We start from the raw sequence: 17635 nt of genomic DNA, 5'->3' as shown, positions 1-17635 counted from the left end.
CTCCTGTGAAGCCTTGCGGCAAAGGCCTTCCATACTCGATCCTTAGCTTAGTCGTCCGCCATCAAAAGGCCAATTGTGCAGCCTGTTACCACTAGCGAAACCATCGACAAAATGACCGCATTACAAGTCATTGCCAGTACGTCCGTATGGATGTGCTGGAGTGTACTTGTGGTGGTTTTATACGCCTTAGGTCTTGGCTTCAATTTTGCACAATTGTTTGGCTTGTTGGCACTGACAGGCTTTGCCGCAGCGGGATTCCAATTGAGTTGGTTTGCGCTCGGTTCACGTTCGTTATCACGGCGTTTTATTCGTACGACCACCGCGTTATTGACGCTGGTAGCAGTGGCAATGGCTTGGCTGTTCATACAAACATCATTTTCTTTGGAGCAATTACAGCTACTGGCTATTTGCGCTGGTTTAGGCGGTGCGCAGCTCTACGTGAGAGGTGAACGAAGTAGTACCGAATCGAGTACCATGGGCTGGGAGCTTGCGGTGACGGCTGCGGTCGGCGGTATCGGGATTGTGCTCGCCCAAATAGCCACACCGCTGGTCGTGACGTTGCCAAACGTACTTGGCGGCAATGCCGACCCGTTGCTGACCACTATTAGTATGGGTAATGTGCTCGGCAGTGTGCGGCCCGAGCAACCGATAAGCCTGAGTAATTTGGGCTGGATGCTATTGGTCTTTACCTGCGTGGCGGTACTTTATCCGGCGCAGCGTCAGTCCCAAGAAAGGCCAACGCATGCGCCCTTTCATCGCCGTTACTTGATTCGAAATCCACATTTGTGGGTCATGACACTGCTTTACATCATGGCGTTCGGTTCGTTTATTGGCTTCGCTTTGTCGTTTCCGTTGGTGCTGCAATTTTTATTCGGTCTGAGCCGCGAGTGGCAAGCCGGCGAACTCGTCAATGCCATCAGCAACGATTACGCGCCACAAGCTTTGACTTATGCGTGGTTGGGACCGTTGGTTGGGGTGGTAGCGCGGCCGCTAGGCGGATGGCTTGCGGATCTTTATGGTGGAGCGCGGGTGACCTTTGTCTGCGCCGTATTGTTGGCGCTGGCTTGTGCGGTAGCAGCGTACCTTACCCAACAAGCCTTTCATAGCGGTGCGCCTGAGCAGTACTTTCTGCTGTTCTTGTTAGTTTTCTTCGTGCTCTTCGTGGTTTCTTCGCTAGCCAGCAGTGCAATCTATCGTTCTGCGAGTGTGCTTTTTCCCGCAGCCCAACTGCCGATTGCCTTACGTTGGCTAGCGGCATGTGCAACCGCGGGCGCAGGTTATATTCCATTGATGTGGGGAGTGCAAAGTGTCACCGGAACACCAGCGTTGGCGCTAATAGCCTTTGCTGTGTTCTATTTCATTTGCGCGATGATTGTCGCCGGCGTCTATCTGCGCCGGCACAGTGTTTACTTTAATCCGTAAACCTAAGAGGAGAGTTCTGCCGCCTTTTGGTCATTCACGTAGGCGGGTTGAAACTCAAAGTAGACGCCAGTACCGCCCGGTTCCCGCCTTTGAATGCGTAGCTCCCCACCGAGGTGCTTGCTACGCTCCTGCATGATCGCCAACCCATAGTGATTAAGTTTTTCAGCGTTTTCGGGGATGCCAATGCCGTTGTCTTCAATACTCAAACTAATTCCTTTGTCGAGCGTTTGTTGTAGGCGAATGACTACCTCAGAACCTTGGCTGTGGTGAATGGCGTTTTGGCAGGCTTCACGAATGATTTGCAGCAAATGAATTTCTTCGTGTGGCTCCAACGGCGCGTTCGCCAATTGGTAATCAAGGCGGAAAGCGAGTCCAGACTGTTCCTCAAACTGCTTGATCGTAGTTTGTAGTGCGTTAATGAGCCCTGCACCATCCACCTTCAAGCGGAAGGTTGTCAGTAACTCACGTAACTGGCGATAGGCCGAGTTGAGACCTTCGCGCAGCTCATGCGATACATCGTTTATGGTCGCTGCATCATCCTTTTGAATCGCTTTATCCAGCCGTGTGACTTGAATCTTCAAATAAGACAACGCTTGTGCCAATGAGTCATGCAACTCGCGCGCAATCACAGTGCGTTCTTGAATCAGCGCGAGACGACGCACCTGCTCTTCCTCTTGCTTTAAGCTGAGCGCTATAGCCAACTGATCGGTGACCGATTGCAGTAACTGCTGTTGCCAGTCGTCAAGCTGTGAGCCAAGTTCGACTCGGGCAACGAGCACGCCGTAGTAATGGTGATCACGTTCAATCGGGTAGCGATACACCCGCTTATCTTCCATCACACTCACGCCACCACCAGCAGACACGCATTCCGCACAGTCGACGCCCGCGCAAGGGTCGTCGTCACTGGTTTCGGGCTGCACTTGCAGATAGGGTTTGTCGCCTGCCGGTGTGATCAGACACAACTCGAGATCATTGATCCGCGCAGCTTCTTTAAGACCATCGATGATATGCGTGAAGTCTTGATAACTCGGTGAACGCTCGATAATACTGCGTGCCATGTCATACAAAAACTGCAGCTTGGTATTGCTGTGTTGAATCGCTTGCGTCTGTTCATCAACACGTTTTTCAAGGTTACCGTACATGTAACCGACCGCAGTGTTCATCTTGTTGAGCGTCTCGGCGAGCACGCCGAGTTCATCGCCCATAGGATGATTCACGCGAGCGGTAAAATCGCCTTGGCCAATGCGACGTGCTGTTTGGGTCAGCGTCTGTAGTGGCTTGCGTACGCGGCTACGCAGCCAATAGGCAATGATTCCAGCCAAGATAATCGTTGCAAAAAGACTCAGCACTTGAATCAGACGAATGGCTCGAATCCGTGACTCCGCCTCTTGTTGCAGTGCACCCACGAGCGCATCGAGCTCACTGATGTGGGGCGCGATTAGGGATTCGACTTGATCGGCGACCACGCCTTCGGTCGCAATACGTTCTTGGAGCTCCAGCCAGCTTTCACGAGTGCTTTGAAATTGCGCGGCAAGCGCGCTGTCGCCGTGGCTAAAGCGATTGAAAACTGGATGCTGCCATGTCTCTTGCAATTGTTGCGCGAGTTCAGCGGTGACTTCTGCTTCGGGTTGATGCAGACGATGCCAAGCATAGCGATAACTCTGCATGCGCAAGGAGCCGGCTTTGTTGATGGCTAATGCATCTTGGTCGGCGCGTTCAGAAAGCCAGTACGAAGCCAGCAATGTACCCACAGTAAGCGCAACCATAAGGCCGAGCGCAATACCGACGCGTGTGACGATGGAAAACTGCCGCATAAAAAACTCGCTGAACAAAAAACTAAGTCTAGTTTAACGGTAATTTCTTGCACTTGCATCAGGTGGGGTTAGGCAAGCGTCTTTAATGGGCTACCTCTTTTGCTTTTCGCGACATGATGGAAATTTCTGCAATTTTTCAATTTGTTTGTAAAACAATAATTTAGCCAAAAAACACCCTACTCAAAAAGAGGTAGAAAAGGCGTATACCCCCTATTTCGCACCGCCGGCGACCTATAGCTTTGCAACGATGACCGATCCAAACTTAGCGCGTAACGACATCTACTAGGAGTTTGAGGATGAGTCATCTACTCGACAAATTGCGGTTTTTCAAAACCCGCAAAGAACCTTTTGCCGATGGGCATGGGGTAACAACTGACCAAGATCGCACTTGGGAAAACGGCTATCGTCAGCGTTGGCAGCACGACAAAGTAGTGCGCTCGACTCACGGCGTGAACTGTACCGGTTCCTGTAGTTGGAAAATCTACGTGAAAGACGGTTTGGTCACTTGGGAAACCCAACAAACCGACTATCCACGTACACGTCCAGACCTACCAAATCACGAACCGCGCGGCTGTCCACGAGGCGCAAGTTACTCTTGGTACATCTACAGCGCCAACCGCTTGAAATACCCGAAGATGCGTCAAAAGTTGATGGAATTGTGGCGTGACGCGAAGGAGCAACACAAAGACCCAGTGCAAGCGTGGGAGTCTATTGTTACCGATCCAGTGAAAGCCAAGAGCTACAAAGAACGTCGTGGCTTAGGTGGTTTTGTGCGGGCAAGCTGGGAAGAAGTCAACGAACTGATTGCCGCGAGTAACGTGTATACCGCCAAAACCTACGGACCTGACCGCATCAGTGGTTTCTCGCCAATTCCTGCTATGTCGATGGTGTCGTATGCGGCTGGCGCACGCTATCTATCGCTAATCGGCGGTAACTGCTTAAGTTTCTACGACTGGTACTGTGATTTGCCGCCAGCCTCTCCACAGATTTGGGGTGAGCAAACCGACGTGCCTGAGTCAGCCGACTGGTATAACTCAAACTATATTATTGTGTGGGGCTCAAACGTTCCGCAAACCCGTACGCCTGATGCTCACTTCTTAACTGAAGTTCGTTATAAGGGCACCAAAACCTGCGTTATCACTTCGGACTATTCAGAAGCGTCGAAGTTTGGTGACACGTGGCTGGCGCCGCGTCAAGGTACCGACTCAGCCTTGGCGATGGCGTTCGGTCATGTCATCTTGAAAGAATACTATGTGAATCAACAAAGTAGCTACTTCCAAGACTACGTGAAGCGCTACACCGACATGCCGATGTTAGTCATGCTTGAGCCAGGCGAGAAGGTGCTCAAGCAAGGTCGCTTCTTACGTGCTGCAGACTTGGTCGATAACCTCGGCGAAGCAAACAATCCTGATTGGAAAACCATTGCCATTAATGCCGCGGACCAGCGTCTGACCAGCCCGAACGGTGCGATTGGTTATCGCTGGGGCGAAAAAGGTAAATGGAACCTTGAGCAAAAAGACCAAGGTGGCGATGTTGACCTGCAACTCAGTCTGAAAGACGGTCATGACGAAGTGGTCGAAGTGGGCTTCCCGTATTTCGGTGCAGCACCGCACGAATACGATTATTTCCAACACACCCATCATGATGAAGTGCAAGTACGCCGTATTCCAGCCAAGCGTGTGGAACTCGCTAATGGCGAAACCGCATTGGTTGCGACTGTTTACGACTTGATGTTGGCGCAGTACGGCGTTGACGATGGCAGCAACGATCCGAACCGTGCGCAGAGCTACGAAGATGACGTACCTTATACGCCAGCATGGCAGGAACACATCACTGGCGTTAAACCCGCTGACGTGATCCGTGTGGCCACTGAGTTTGCGCGCAACGCTGACAAGACCAAAGGTCGTTCGATGGTGATCGTGGGTGCTGCTTTGAACCACTGGTACCACATGGACATGAGCTACCGTGGCTTGATCAACATGCTGATGATGTGTGGCTGTATCGGTCAATCCGGCGGCGGTTGGGCGCACTATGTAGGCCAAGAAAAACTGCGTCCACAAACTGGCTGGCAGCCATTGGCGTTTGGCCTTGACTGGCAGCGTCCACCTCGCCACATGAACGGTACTTCGTTCTTCTACAACCACTCAAGCCAGTGGCGCTACGAGAAACTCGACATGAGCGAAGTCGTGTCGCCGTTAGCCGACAAGAACAAGTGGCAAAGCTCGATCATTGACTACAACACCCGCGCAGAACGCATGGGCTGGTTGCCGTCAGCGCCACAGTTGGGTACCAACCCATTAGGCCTTGCGGCTGCGGCAGAAAAAGCCGGTGTTGATGTAAAGGATTACATTGTTGAGCAACTGAAAGGCGGCAAGCTGAAGTTTGCTTGTGAGCAGCCGGACGATCCAAAAAACTTCCCGCGTAACATGTTTATCTGGCGCTCCAACTTGCTTGGTTCTTCAGGTAAAGGTCACGAGTACATGCTCAAGCACTTCCTGGGCACCAAACACGGCTTGCTTGGCAAAGACCTTGGTGACTTCGGTGGTAAGAAACCGGAAGACGTCGAATGGGTCGATGAAGGCGCAGAAGGCAAAGTCGATTTGTGGGTGACGTTGGACTTCCGTATGTCGACCACCTGCTTGTATTCAGACATCGTGTTGCCAACGGCAACTTGGTATGAAAAAGACGACATGAATACCTCGGACATGCATCCGTTTATTCACCCACTAACCGCAGCTGTTGATCCAGTGTGGGAAGCGCGCAGTGACTGGGATATTTTCAAAGGCATCGCAAAAGAATTCTCGCGTGTGTGCCAAGGCCACCTAGGGGTCGAAACAGATGTAGTGACCACTCCTATCATGCATGACTCGCCGGGCGAAATTGCCCAACCGTATGGCGTGAAAGCGTGGTGGAAGGGCGAGTGTGAAGCTGTGCCTGGCGTCACCATGCCGAACATCAACGTGGTTGAACGTGATTACCCGAATACCTATCACCGTTTCACCTCGCTCGGTCCGCTGATGGACAAGCTTGGCAATGGTGGTAAAGGCATCAATTGGAATACCCAAGAAGAAGTTGACTTCTTAGGCAAACTGAACCGTGTTCATCATGAAGAAGGCGCCAACAAAGGTCGCCCTGTCATTGATAGTGCCATTGATGCCTGTGAAGTGATTTTGTCATTGGCGCCAGAAACCAATGGTCATGTGGCGGTAAAAGCGTGGCAAGCACTCGGTGAATTCACCGGCCGTGACCATACGCATCTGGCCAAGCCAAAAGAGGAAGAGAAGATCCGCTTCCGCGACATCGTCGCACAACCGCGCAAGATCATTTCGTCACCGACGTGGTCTGGCTTGGAAGACGAGCATGTATCGTACAACGCCGGTTACACCAACGTTCACGAGTTGATTCCATGGCGCACCATCACAGGTCGTCAGCAGTTCTACCAAGATCATGAGTGGATGCGCGATTTCGGTGAAACCCTGTGTGCTTACAAGCCACCGATTAACCTGAAAACCGTTGAGCCGGTGCTGAACAAGCAAGGCAACGGCAACAAAGAGATCGTACTGAACTGGATCACCCCGCACCAAAAATGGGGTATTCACAGCACCTACTCTGACAACTTGCTGATGCTGACCTTGTCGCGCGGTGGCCCGATTGTCTGGCTGAGTGAAATTGACGCCAAAGCTGCTGGTATTGAAGACAACGACTGGATCGAAATCTTCAACGTGAACGGCTCGATTAGCGCCCGTGCGGTGGTCTCGCAACGTGTCCCTGAAGGCATGAGCATGATGTACCACGCGCAAGAGCGGATCGTGAACGTACCAGGTTCAGAGTTAACCGGTACCCGCGGCGGTATTCACAACTCAGTGACCCGTGCGGTCATGAAGCCGACCCACATGATTGGCGGCTACGCACAACAAGCCTATGGCTTTAACTATTACGGCACCGTTGGCTGTAACCGCGATGAGTTCGTGGTGGTCCGCAAGATGGACAAAGTCGACTGGTTGGACACTGAATAAGGTTGGAGTGAGGACGTTACCATGAAAGTAAGAGCTCAAATTGGCATGGTGCTAAATTTGGACAAGTGTATTGGTTGTCATACCTGCTCCATCACTTGTAAGAATGTTTGGACATCACGCGAAGGCGTTGAATACGCTTGGTTTAACAACGTTGAGACCAAGCCTGGCGTCGGTTTTCCAAAAGAATGGGAAAACCAAGACAAATGGAATGGCGGCTGGATCCGCAATAAAAAAGGTAACTTGGAACTGAAAATCGGTGCCAAGCGTCGGGTGTTGGCGAATATTTTCGCCAACCCAGATTTGCCTGAAATTGACGACTACTACGAGCCGTTTGATTTTGATTACCAACACTTGCACACCGCAAAAGACAGCAAGCACCAACCGGTTGCGCGTCCACGCTCACTGATCTCTGGTCAGCGCATGGAGAAGATCGAGTGGGGCCCGAACTGGGAAGAAATTCTCGGTACTGAGTTTGCCAAGCGTAAGAAAGACAAGAACTTCGACGAAGTGGTGCAAAAAGACATCTATGGTCAGTTTGAAAAGACCTTCATGATGTACTTGCCACGCTTGTGTGAGCACTGTTTGAACCCTGCGTGTGTGGCCGCTTGCCCGTCAGGCGCCATCTACAAACGTGAAGAAGACGGTATCGTCTTGATTGACCAAGACAAGTGTCGTGGCTGGCGCATGTGTGTGTCGGGCTGTCCGTACAAGAAGATTTACTACAACTGGAAAACCGGTAAATCAGAAAAATGTACCTTCTGTTTTCCGCGTATCGAAGCAGGGCAACCAACCACCTGTTCAGAAACTTGTGTCGGCCGTATCCGTTACTTGGGCGTGTTGTTGTACGATGCCGACCGCATCGAAGAAGCAGCCAACACACCAAACGAGCAAGACCTCTATCAAGCCCAGCTAGATATCTTCTTAGATCCACACGATCCAGAAGTACAAGCGGCTGCGCGCAAAGAAGGCATTGCTGAGAACTGGATTACAGCCGCTCAGCGCTCACCGGTGTACATGATGGCTATGCAATGGAAAGTTGCACTGCCATTGCACCCTGAATACCGCACCTTACCCATGGTGTGGTACGTGCCACCGCTGTCACCGATCCAAAGTGCGGTGGAAGCCGGCCACGTGGGTATGAACGGTGAAATTCCGGATCTGAAGTCGCTACGGATTCCGCTGCGTTATTTGGCAAATATGCTCACCGCTGGTGATGAATTTCCGATTGTGCGCGCGTTAGAACGCATGATTGCCATGCGTGCTTACAAACGTAGCCAGAACGTCGATGGTGTCGAAGACTTAGAAGTTTTGAAGCAAGTCGGTTTGACCCAGCAGCAAGTGGAAGAAATGTACCGTTACATGGCGCTGGCAAATTACGAAGATCGTTTCGTGATTCCAACCAGTCACCGTGCTTACGCTGAAAATGCCTATGACCTGAAGGGTAGCTGTGGCTTTACCTTCGGCAATGGCTGTAGCGATGGCAATAACGACGTGAACTTGTTTGGCGCGAAAAAACAAAGCGTCCGCCAAGTCATCCCTGTAACGGTGAAGGAGTAATCCCATGCAAGTTTTACAAGTGATTTCACTGTTACTCGACTACCCGAAAGTAGAACTGCTCGAAGTAGTGCCGGAGTTACGCACTTTGGTGCGTGCTTCGGCACTGAGTACAGCGCAACAAGAGGCCCTCGATGACTTCATCGTACGCCGCACTAGCGGCGACCTTATGGATTGGCAGTCGGAATACGACGGCTTATTCGAGCGTGGCCGTTCGCTGTCATTGTTGTTGTTTGAACACGTGCATGGCGAATCACGTGATCGCGGCCAAGCCATGGTTGATTTGATGCAACAGTATCAACAAGCAGGCTTGGAAATCGGCGTCAAAGAATTGCCAGATTACATTCCGTTGTATCTCGAATTCTTGGCCACCCAAGGCGACGACAACGCGCGCGAGGGCTTAGCTGAAGTGGCGCACATTTTGGCAGTTTTGGCGGCACGCTTGGAGCAGCGCGAAAGTGACTACGCGGTGCTGTTCAAGAGCCTGTTGGAGCTGGCGCAAGTTGAAATCGATTTAAGCGATGTGCGTGCGCAAGTCGAATCTGAAAAGCGTGACGACACGCCGAAAGAACTCGACAAAGTCTGGGAAGAAGAAATGGTGACCTTTACCGGCAATGACGCCACCAGCACCTGTCCGACCGCGCAAAATCGCCCGGCGGAAGGTCAGCGTCGGGACCAGTATGTACCATTGAATCTTGATCAACTCAGCAACGTGAAAAACGCCGCGGACGTCTAAGGAGCAAGTCATGAGTTATTTAAACACGTTTTTCTTTGGCATCTACCCTTACATTGCGTTGGCGGTCATGATCATCGGTACCTGGATGCGTTACGACCGTGAGCAATTTACTTGGAAAACCAGCTCCAGCCAGCTGCTTGAAAAGAAGCAACTGCGTCGCGGTAGTATTGCGTTCCATATCGGTATTCTAGCGATCTTTGCCGGTCACTTTGTCGGCCTGTTAACTCCGGGCGAGGTTTGGCATGTGTTGGGTATTAGTGCTGGCACTAAGCAGCTTATTGCTATTGTTGCCGGTGGCTTGGCAGGTATTGTTTGCTTTTATGGCATGACTATTTTAATTGTGCGTCGCCTGAAAAATCCGCGTATCCGTGCCAACAGCAGCACTATGGATATCACGATTCTGTTGTTGCTCTACGCACAATTAATCCTGGGCCTCCTGTCGATTTTTGTATCACTCGGTCATATGGATGGTTCAACCATGCTGCTATTGATGGCCTGGGCACAAAATACCCTGACCTTTGACGCTACCACAGCAGTCGCGGCGATGACCGATGTGCACTGGATCTTCAAGTTGCACATAACCCTCGGTCTCACCATTTTCTTGGTATTCCCGTTCACCCGTTTGGTGCACATGTTTAGCGTGCCGGTGCAGTACCTTCGCCGTCAGCATCAAATCGTGCGGCAAAAAGCGGCGCGCTAAGGAGTCGCATTATGATTCAAGTGAACCACACCACTATTGATGAGCCGGCGATATTGGTTGAAATGCAATACCATCCGGCGGATAGCCAGCAGCAAGCCATGGCCAAAGCCGCAGAGTCACTGGTGATTGGTGAATTGTTCCGTCAACGTGCAGCCGAACTCGGGCTGCACGTAAAAGACGAAAACAAAGACGCCAGTGATGACGACTTTTTAGCGGCCTTGCTGGAGCGCGAAGTGGACATCCCTGAAGCCGATGACCAAGCCTGTGAAACCTACTACCAGCAGAACCCGGAGCGTTTTACCACGTCACCGTTGTTGGAAGTTCGCCATATTTTGTTGGCTGCGGCACCAGATGACGAGCTCGATCGCGTCAATGCGAAAATGATGGCCGAGCAAATCATCAAGCAGTTAGGCGAAGGCGATGACTTCGCGCGTCTAGCGCAGCAGCATTCAGCCTGTCCCTCTGCCGCGACCGCTGGCAGCTTAGGCCAAATCAGCCGCGGCCAAACCGTCGCTGAATTCGAGCGCCAAGTCTTCACCGCCAACGCAGGGCTACTCCCCAACCCCGTCGAAACCCGCTACGGCTTCCACGTGGTCGCCGTCGACCGCAAGATCGAGGGCAAGCAGCTCCCGTACGAGGCCGTAAAAGACAAAATCGCCGCCTACTTGAACGAGAAAGTCGAACGTAAAGCCGTCGCGCAATACATCCACACACTCATTCAAGCCGCTGAAATCAAAGGCTTTGATTTTGCTGTTTCGGATTCTCCGTTGCTGCAGTGAGTTCGAACGTCGGAGGTTTTTCATCTCCATACAAAAAGACACCGACCAGTTCAGCAACTGGTCGATGACCTCTGCCTCCGGAGGGCTGTGGTAGTGCACAAAGTGGAACGGACAGCAGCGGTGCGATTCTCTGGCAGGAAGCGTACACGCCTTACGGCGAAGCTCTTAATGATGTCACTGCCAATCAGGACGTAGCTGGCTTTACCGGTCATATTAAAGATGATGCGACCGGCTTAAGTTATATGCATGCACGATACTATGATCCAGTAATTGGGCGTTTCTATTCGAATGATCCTGTTGATTCTGTAAGCCATCTCAGTCGCACAGGTGGAATACATGGATTCAACCGTTATGCATACGCTAATAATAATCCTTATAAGTACACTGACCCAGATGGATGCGAAACTCGCTTGATGGTAGAGGCAAAGCATTTGGATATGGATGTAGCCAAAGGCAATATGAGCCAACAAGAGCGACTTGATATTAGCACAGTGCAAGCTGAAGGCATGGTATCCGCAGTTGGAGCCTTAAAATTAGGCGCTGTAGCAATAAAACGAGGACTTAAACGGTACGCTAAGAGTTTGGTAAAACGAAATGGCAATAAAAATAGCGTTACAATGAAAACAAAAGATGGACATGTCAGAGTTGATCTAAAAGGTAAATCTCATTTTGTAAAAGGCAAAGGAGAAGTACCTACTCCTCATGTTCAGGCGTATAAAAACAATGTTATTCCGAAAGGACCTAGGGCTGGTGAGGTTGAAAGCGTAACTAAAACAGGTGAAACAACTCCTGAAACACTTAAAGATTTAAGAAAAGTAGCTGAACATTTAAAATCTAATGGTCAGTGAGGAAAGTAACATGACAGATTTTAATTTTACTGTAAGTGACAATATTGCAATTGAAAAAGGTGGGGATTATCTAGATCTGCACTCAGATTTTGATTTTGTAAACATTTCCTACGATCAAAGTCGAAACATGCTAGAGCTTGAATGGCAAAAGTTAGATGAAGATTGGGTTAATGTGAAAGGAACAATAAATAAGCTGACATTGAAATTCAATAATGTCTCTTATCTTTCCTTTTCTAACATAAAGAGCGAATCTACTCTTGAATCATTCGGATGTCTTCATCCTGAAGATAAATCCATTATGAATGGGTTTTTACCTTTGACTGAGATAAAGAGTGGTTATGATTTGATATTACTTTTTGTGGATGAAGGTTCGATTAAAGTTAACTGTGATACCGTAACGTGCATAATTGATTGAAGTAAATTTACGGCCCCCACCTTTTGAATCCAAAGCCTCGCCTCGCTGACCTAAGGTTTGCACTTGCGGGGCTTTGTTTTTTCTGGCTTTTGGTTTGTTTTCAAGGCTGGCTGAGCAGTGAAGTTTCCCGCGCCGCTAAAAAGTAAGTTATTACTCTAGGTAACCGATGCTAAAGTAGTAGCAACCTACGGAGGCTTGTTTATGGACCACAACTTTTGGCATCAACGCTGGCAGCAGCAACAAATTGGCTTTCATCGCGACGCTTTTCACGAGCTATTGACCGAGTACTTCCCGCAAGCTTGCCCAAATGGTCGTATTTTGGTGCCGTTGTGTGGCAAGACGAAAGATATGTTGTGGTTGCTAGATCAAGGCTACAAAGTGTTTGGCATAGAGCTGAGCGAGCTAGCGGTGCAGGCGTTTTTCGCAGAAAACCAACTTAAGCCGCAAGTGACCTGTGTCGGTAAGTTCAAGCAGTATGCGGTTGATGAGCTGGTGATTTGGGTGGGTGATGTTTTTGATCTCACTGCCAACGATCTGGCAGATGTTGATGGTTGGTATGATCGTGCTGCCCTGGTCGCGCTGCCCCCTGAAATGCGCGCACGCTATGTAGCGTTGCTTCGCAAAACCTTACCGAGTGGCAGTCGCGGCTTGTTGGTGACTGTTGAATACCCCGACGGTTATCGTGAAGGCCCGCCGTTTTCGGTGCCAGAAAACGAGGTCAAAAGTGCTTACGGGCAACGCTTCAAAGTGCAACGCAAGGCGCGCATCCAAGGTTTCGTGAACAACGAGCCCAGTGTTGATAGCCCCGTCACCGAACAAGCTTATGTTATTTATGACTAATCGGTAGTTTAGTTCCTAAAAAAGGGATCTATTGATAAGAAACGGTAGATTGATTCCGTATTATGGTCTATAAGTAACCATATTAGGAATTAAACTACCGGTGGATGAATGCAAAAGCTCACCCTACAGCTTTTTAATCAAGGTCGTTGGCATGACGCTGCGGAGCTCATTTTTCATGACAACGTTGCGCATGGCAGCGTGACTCTTGCGTACACGCACGCCTATATCACTGAAGTTCTTCAGTATGAAGCCATTGATAGCAGCGCATGTACGGTCAACGCACCTGTTGGTGTTCTCCCTGTGGACTACCCTTCATGGCCAGCGCTCTTAGATGATCTACTACCCGTGGGTAAGTCACGTGATTGGTGGTTGGCGCGTTTGGATTTAAAGCGCGAACCAGAGTTTGTACAAAATATTGAGCTGCTCACACATGCGGTGATGGCGCCAATCGGTAACTTGCGCGTAAAGGAAGCATTTGCAAACAGGCACAATGACATCGAGCAACGTTTCCCTCTGCAAGCTGTGGTCGAGTTACAACACGACTTTCTCGAGTATGCCAATGAGAACGGTGCTGCGGTCGGCGGTGCAACGGGTGCTGTAGGTGTAGCGCCGAAGCTGTTATTGATGGTTGAGGGCGAGCAAGTCTACATCGATGGTGACTTTGCCGGCAAGCCCTTGGCTGCGAAACCCTATTTGACAAAGTTTGCCCGGAACCGTCGAACGCGCCTCGACAATGACATTCTGGCTGCGGAGAGTTGCTATTACAAGGTGCTGGCGAAGTTCCTAGCCGGAAGCGGAATTGAAACCATCGATACCGAGAATATGATGCTTCATCAACACGAGGGGCAAGTCAGTTTATGGTTGCCGCGATTTGACGTGGTTGAAGAAAATGGCTTAGCCAAACGCATAGGCGTCGAGAGTATCTATTCGATCATTAATGCGGGTCCGGGCAGCGCGCAAAACCACTTTGAGGTGATGAGCGAAGTATGGGCAAAAATTCGTAGTGGAACGCAAATGAGCAAAGCCGAATTCGCCAAACAGTACCTCGTGCGCGACTTGCTCAATCTTGTCTTTGGAAATTCGGATAATCATGGGCGGAATATTTCGTTTTTGAAGCTTGATGGTGATATTCGTTTTGCGCCTATTTATGATTTTGCACCGATGAAAGCGGATCCAGAAATGGTCGTGCGTCTATTTAAGTGGCCTCGACAATTTGAAAGTGCCTCAATAGTGAAATTTGATCGGGTTGTACAAGAGCTTGAGGCTTTTGCTCCCGCCGACGAACTACTTGCCTTTCTTAAAACTACTGCGAAAAAGCTGGTTCATTTGAAAGACGAGCTTTGCTTAGCTGGGTGCCCAGAACGTATTCTAGAGTTCCCGGCAATTGGCCTTGAGAGAACACGAGAGAAGCTGACAGAGATGGGGGTGCTCGATGACTGAGCTATCGGTAAAAGAACGCTTAGCTATTCTCGCCGAACTTGAGAAAGCACTTGCAGATGACGCAATTACGTTGGGTGAGATGGTGCAGGCGATTCGCAAGCGGCTTTATGGCATGACGCAACTGCAATATGCGGAGTTCATCGGCATTTCGGATCGCACCCTGCGCGAAATCGAGAAAGGCACCACCGATGCGCGGCTCTCCATCATGGATAAGGTGCTTGCACCAGGCGGGTTTCAATTGAGTGCGCGGCGCCGTAAGCCCCCTAAACTCTAAATCAGGTTGTTACGCTGCAGCACTTTGTAGGTGCGGCGTGCGAGCTTTTCCATAAAGGCGAGGTCGGCAAAGGTCGGCTCGGCAGTTTGGTTGTCGAGATCGACTTGCCATTGGCTGACTTCAGCGTCGAGCATTTCCATCATTTTCTTGGAGCAGCCGCGGCAGATGCCTTGGCACATGTCGGCGTCTTCAAGGCCGAAGGGAATGGTATTACGAATGGTAGCCAATAACGTCCGCATGGCGTCGGTGGTGTTGGGTTTGCGCTGGCGTGTTTGACTCCGTGACATCAGCACCTCCAAAGAAAAAGGGAGGGCACCCTGGAGAACCGGTGCACCTCCCACAACGAGAAGTTTTTAGTTTTGTTTAACGGCAGCGGCATCAACTTGAGGCTGTTTACCCCAAAGCCCACTGACCACTTGCCAGCTAATCGCTAGGGCGCCGATGATGAAGATCACATCCCCAACGGTGCGCACCCAACGTAAACCTTCGAGCAACGGTTGCTGCATAAAGGCTTCGCTACGCGCATACCAAAGGCCTTCTGAAGCCGCGGCATAGAACTGAATGAAGCCAATCGGTAGCAAGCTGCTGAAGAGCATCAAGACTAAGCCGCCGTTCATCCACCAGAACGCAGTGGTCATCAGTTTGTCGTTGAAGGCCAAGTGCGGACGGATGTAGCGCAAGATAAGCAAGACGAACCCGAGCGCCAAGAAGCCATAGACACCGAACAAGGCTGCGTGGGCGTGCGTAGGTGTGGTGTTCAGACCCTGCACATAGTAGAGCGAAATCGGTGGGTTGATCATGAAGCCCAACACGCCAGCGCCCAACATGTTCCAGAACGCTACCGCAACGAAGCACATCAGTGGCCATTTAATGCGTGCCATCCACGGTGCTTTATGTTGCATGCTCCAGTTTTCCCATGCTTCGTAGCCAAGCACGATGAGTGGTACCACTTCCAATGCGCTGAAGGTTGCGCCTACAGCCATGACCGGAGTCGTGGTGCCTGAGAAGTACAAGTGGTGGAAAGTACCCGGTACGCCGCCCAGCATAAACAATGATGCTGATGCCAGTGACGCCGTGGTCGCCATTTTGCGTGAGACCAAGCCCATGCTGTGGAAGATAAAGGCAATCGCAGTGGTGGCGAACACTTCAAAGAAGCCTTCAACCCACAGGTGAACGATCCACCAGCGCCAGTATTCCATCACAGACAAGTGAGTGCGCTCGCCGTAGAAGAAACCAGCACCGTAGAACAGGCCGATGGCAACCACTGAAGCGGTGAACAGAGCGAGTAAGTTTTTGTCGCCTTTGACTTTAAAGGCGCCAATCACACCACGCATCATCAGGCCAAGCCAGAATACGATGCCGACAAATTTACCAATCTGCCAGAGGCGGCCGAGGTCGACATATTCGTAACCTTGGTGACCGAGCCAGAAGTTCAGGTGTTCAGGCAGAATTTGCGCGATGGCAAGGTAGCTACCAATAAAGGTGCCCGCTACGACGGCAACCAGCGCCCAGAATAGAATATCGACGCCCAGCTTTTGGTACTTAGGATCTTTGCCACCGTTAATAATCGGCGCCAAGAATAGGCCAGCAGCTAAGAAGCCAGTCGCAATCCAGAACAAGGCTGCTTGAATATGCCAGGTACGAACGAGGCTGTACGGGAACCACTCCGATACGTTGATGCCGTAGAACTCTTGGCCTTCAACGGTGTAGTGCGCAGTAAAGCCGCCCAATAAAACTTGTAGGGTAAACAACGCCACCACAATAAATAGGTATTTGCCCAAGGCTTTTTGTGACGGGGTTAATTTAACCAAGCTAATGGGGTCTTGCTTGGGAGCTGCCGGCTCTTCTTCGTCGTGTTTGCGAATAAAGGCCCAGGCCCAAATCAAACCACCGACACCGGCAATCAAGAGAATTACACTGACAATTGACCAGATAATGTTTTCTGGGCTCGGCGTGTTATCAATCAGCGGCTCATGGGGCCAGTTGTTGGTGTAAGTAACATCAGCATCCGGGCGCTCGGTAGCGGCTGCCCATGCGGTCCAGAAGAAAAACTCCGCCATGCGCTCACGGCGCTCAAGGCTTGGTAGAGTGTTTTCTTTCATGGCATAGCTTTCGCGTGTGCCACGTAATGTAGCGTCATCGCTAAACAAACGAATGTAGTAATCTGCTGTTTCGGCGATGGCTTGTGCACGACGTTCGTCGATCACCACCTCATTGCTTACCGCATCGTACGTGTTCGTCCGATACGCCTGCTTCAAAGCAAATTGCAGCTGATTCTGCTGCACTGGTGTGAGCTTGTCGTAGTCTGTCATGAACTCTTCTGCTGCGGCAATTTCTAACCATGCTAAGAGTTCACGGTGCAACCAGTCAGCGGTCCAGTCGGGCGCTTGGTAGGCACCATGGCCCCAAATCGAGCCGAGCTGCATACCACCGACGGATTGCCATGCGGTTTGACCGTCGAGAATCGACTCCTCGGTCATGAGCGTTTGGCCATTCGTAGTGACGAACTTCGCCGGTATCGGCGGCGCCTCACGATACACTTCGTTACCGAAGTAGCCTAATATTCCGAACGTAACTGCGAGTATCGCAATCAGCGTCCACCAAAGTTTTTTATAACCGGCCATACATCACCTTCTTGTTATGAGGTTAATCTCCACCGGTTGTATTGCAATTGCCTTGCCAACTTTTATCTGTTTGTTTTTATTGTATTTATGTTGCTGTTAGGGTTGTTTTTACCCAGCGTATAAAGCAGTTATTTTGCCACCTTGGGTGGTTTCTACCCACCCCGCACTTTTGT

14 protein-coding genes are annotated in these 17635 nt (G+C 50.7%); 11 read left to right on the top strand and 3 right to left on the bottom strand.

The features are described 5' to 3' along the window. The first annotated feature begins 75 nt into the window (after window positions 1-75). Entirely contained in the window at window positions 76-1422 is a 1347-nt protein-coding gene (locus tag CWE21_RS11615; protein ID WP_126834617.1) for an MFS transporter, read from the top strand. Window positions 1423-1424: 2 nt separating this feature from the next. Here CWE21_RS11615 and CWE21_RS11610 read toward each other — a convergent pair whose 3' ends face one another. After that, entirely contained in the window at window positions 1425-3236 is a 1812-nt protein-coding gene (locus tag CWE21_RS11610) for an ATP-binding protein (RefSeq protein ID WP_126834616.1), read from the bottom strand. A gap of 296 nt (window positions 3237-3532) precedes the next feature. On the opposite strand from CWE21_RS11610, the gene CWE21_RS11605 reads away from it, so the two are divergent. The 10 genes from CWE21_RS11605 (at window position 3533) to CWE21_RS11560 (ending at window position 14838) form a co-directional block, all read left to right on the top strand. Continuing rightward, complete coding sequence (locus CWE21_RS11605; protein WP_126834615.1) at window positions 3533-7252, top strand: nitrate reductase subunit alpha; 3720 nt, start codon at window positions 3533-3535, stop codon at window positions 7250-7252. 21 nt (window positions 7253-7273) lie between these two features. After that, window positions 7274-8809: a nitrate reductase subunit beta gene (gene narH, locus CWE21_RS11600; RefSeq protein ID WP_126834614.1), complete on the top strand. Its 1536-nt coding sequence runs from the start codon at window positions 7274-7276 to the stop codon at window positions 8807-8809. 4 nt (window positions 8810-8813) lie between these two features. Then, entirely contained in the window at window positions 8814-9542 is a 729-nt protein-coding gene (gene narJ / locus CWE21_RS11595; RefSeq protein WP_126834613.1) for a nitrate reductase molybdenum cofactor assembly chaperone, read from the top strand. Between the two features lie 10 nt (window positions 9543-9552). Next, complete coding sequence (gene narI, locus CWE21_RS11590; RefSeq protein ID WP_126834612.1) at window positions 9553-10242, top strand: respiratory nitrate reductase subunit gamma; 690 nt, start codon at window positions 9553-9555, stop codon at window positions 10240-10242. Window positions 10243-10253: 11 nt separating this feature from the next. Further along, window positions 10254-11021 (top strand): peptidylprolyl isomerase, encoded by a 768-nt coding sequence (locus CWE21_RS11585; RefSeq protein WP_126834611.1) that lies wholly within the window; start codon window positions 10254-10256, stop codon window positions 11019-11021. A 71-nt stretch (window positions 11022-11092) separates the two neighbouring features. After that, window positions 11093-11869: an RHS repeat-associated core domain-containing protein gene (locus CWE21_RS13515; protein ID WP_338068226.1), complete on the top strand. Its 777-nt coding sequence runs from the start codon at window positions 11093-11095 to the stop codon at window positions 11867-11869. Between the two features lie 10 nt (window positions 11870-11879). Next, window positions 11880-12284, top strand: coding sequence for a hypothetical protein (locus tag CWE21_RS11575; RefSeq protein WP_126834610.1), 405 nt, complete (start codon window positions 11880-11882; stop codon window positions 12282-12284). 201 nt (window positions 12285-12485) lie between these two features. Continuing rightward, window positions 12486-13124 (top strand): thiopurine S-methyltransferase, encoded by a 639-nt coding sequence (locus CWE21_RS11570; RefSeq protein ID WP_126834609.1) that lies wholly within the window; start codon window positions 12486-12488, stop codon window positions 13122-13124. A gap of 108 nt (window positions 13125-13232) precedes the next feature. Continuing rightward, complete coding sequence (locus CWE21_RS11565) at window positions 13233-14564, top strand: HipA domain-containing protein (protein ID WP_126834608.1); 1332 nt, start codon at window positions 13233-13235, stop codon at window positions 14562-14564. Beyond that, entirely contained in the window at window positions 14557-14838 is a 282-nt protein-coding gene (locus tag CWE21_RS11560) for a helix-turn-helix domain-containing protein (protein ID WP_126834607.1), read from the top strand. Before CWE21_RS11565 ends, CWE21_RS11560 begins: the two co-directional genes overlap by 8 nt. Here CWE21_RS11560 and CWE21_RS11555 read toward each other — a convergent pair. Together CWE21_RS11555 and CWE21_RS11550 are read right to left on the bottom strand one after the other, a co-directional pair. Continuing rightward, window positions 14835-15125 (bottom strand): hypothetical protein, encoded by a 291-nt coding sequence (locus CWE21_RS11555; protein WP_126834606.1) that lies wholly within the window; start codon window positions 15123-15125, stop codon window positions 14835-14837. The genes CWE21_RS11560 and CWE21_RS11555 overlap by 4 nt on opposite strands. 66 nt (window positions 15126-15191) lie before the next feature. Then, on the bottom strand, window positions 15192-17462 hold the full coding sequence (locus tag CWE21_RS11550) for a nitric-oxide reductase large subunit (protein ID WP_126834605.1): 2271 nt from the start codon (window positions 17460-17462) through the stop codon (window positions 15192-15194). Window positions 17463-17635 lie beyond the last annotated feature (173 nt).

Origin of the sequence: Pseudidiomarina aquimaris (assembly GCF_003987395.1) — a bacterium.
GTDB lineage: Bacteria > Pseudomonadota > Gammaproteobacteria > Enterobacterales > Alteromonadaceae > Pseudidiomarina > Pseudidiomarina aquimaris.
Note: the sequence above shows the minus strand (reverse complement) of the source record. Positions and strands in the feature narration are given on the sequence as shown.

Bases quoted from the DNA above. Each gene is read 5' to 3' on its own strand.
- CWE21_RS11575 (WP_126834610.1), top strand. From the start codon at position 11,880: ATGACAGATTTTAATTTTACTGTAAGTGACAATATTGCAATTGAAAAA.
- CWE21_RS11550 (WP_126834605.1), bottom strand. From the start codon at position 17,462: ATGGCCGGTTATAAAAAACTTTGGTGGACGCTGATTGCGATACTCGCA.
- narI (WP_126834612.1), top strand. From the start codon at position 9,553: ATGAGTTATTTAAACACGTTTTTCTTTGGCATCTACCCTTACATTGCG.
- narH (WP_126834614.1), top strand. From the start codon at position 7,274: ATGAAAGTAAGAGCTCAAATTGGCATGGTGCTAAATTTGGACAAGTGT.
- CWE21_RS11565 (WP_126834608.1), top strand. From the start codon at position 13,233: ATGCAAAAGCTCACCCTACAGCTTTTTAATCAAGGTCGTTGGCATGAC.
- CWE21_RS11610 (WP_126834616.1), bottom strand. From the start codon at position 3,236: ATGCGGCAGTTTTCCATCGTCACACGCGTCGGTATTGCGCTCGGCCTT.
- narJ (WP_126834613.1), top strand. From the start codon at position 8,814: ATGCAAGTTTTACAAGTGATTTCACTGTTACTCGACTACCCGAAAGTA.
- CWE21_RS11555 (WP_126834606.1), bottom strand. From the start codon at position 15,125: ATGTCACGGAGTCAAACACGCCAGCGCAAACCCAACACCACCGACGCC.
- CWE21_RS11570 (WP_126834609.1), top strand. From the start codon at position 12,486: ATGGACCACAACTTTTGGCATCAACGCTGGCAGCAGCAACAAATTGGC.
- CWE21_RS11560 (WP_126834607.1), top strand. From the start codon at position 14,557: ATGACTGAGCTATCGGTAAAAGAACGCTTAGCTATTCTCGCCGAACTT.
- CWE21_RS11605 (WP_126834615.1), top strand. From the start codon at position 3,533: ATGAGTCATCTACTCGACAAATTGCGGTTTTTCAAAACCCGCAAAGAA.
- CWE21_RS11585 (WP_126834611.1), top strand. From the start codon at position 10,254: ATGATTCAAGTGAACCACACCACTATTGATGAGCCGGCGATATTGGTT.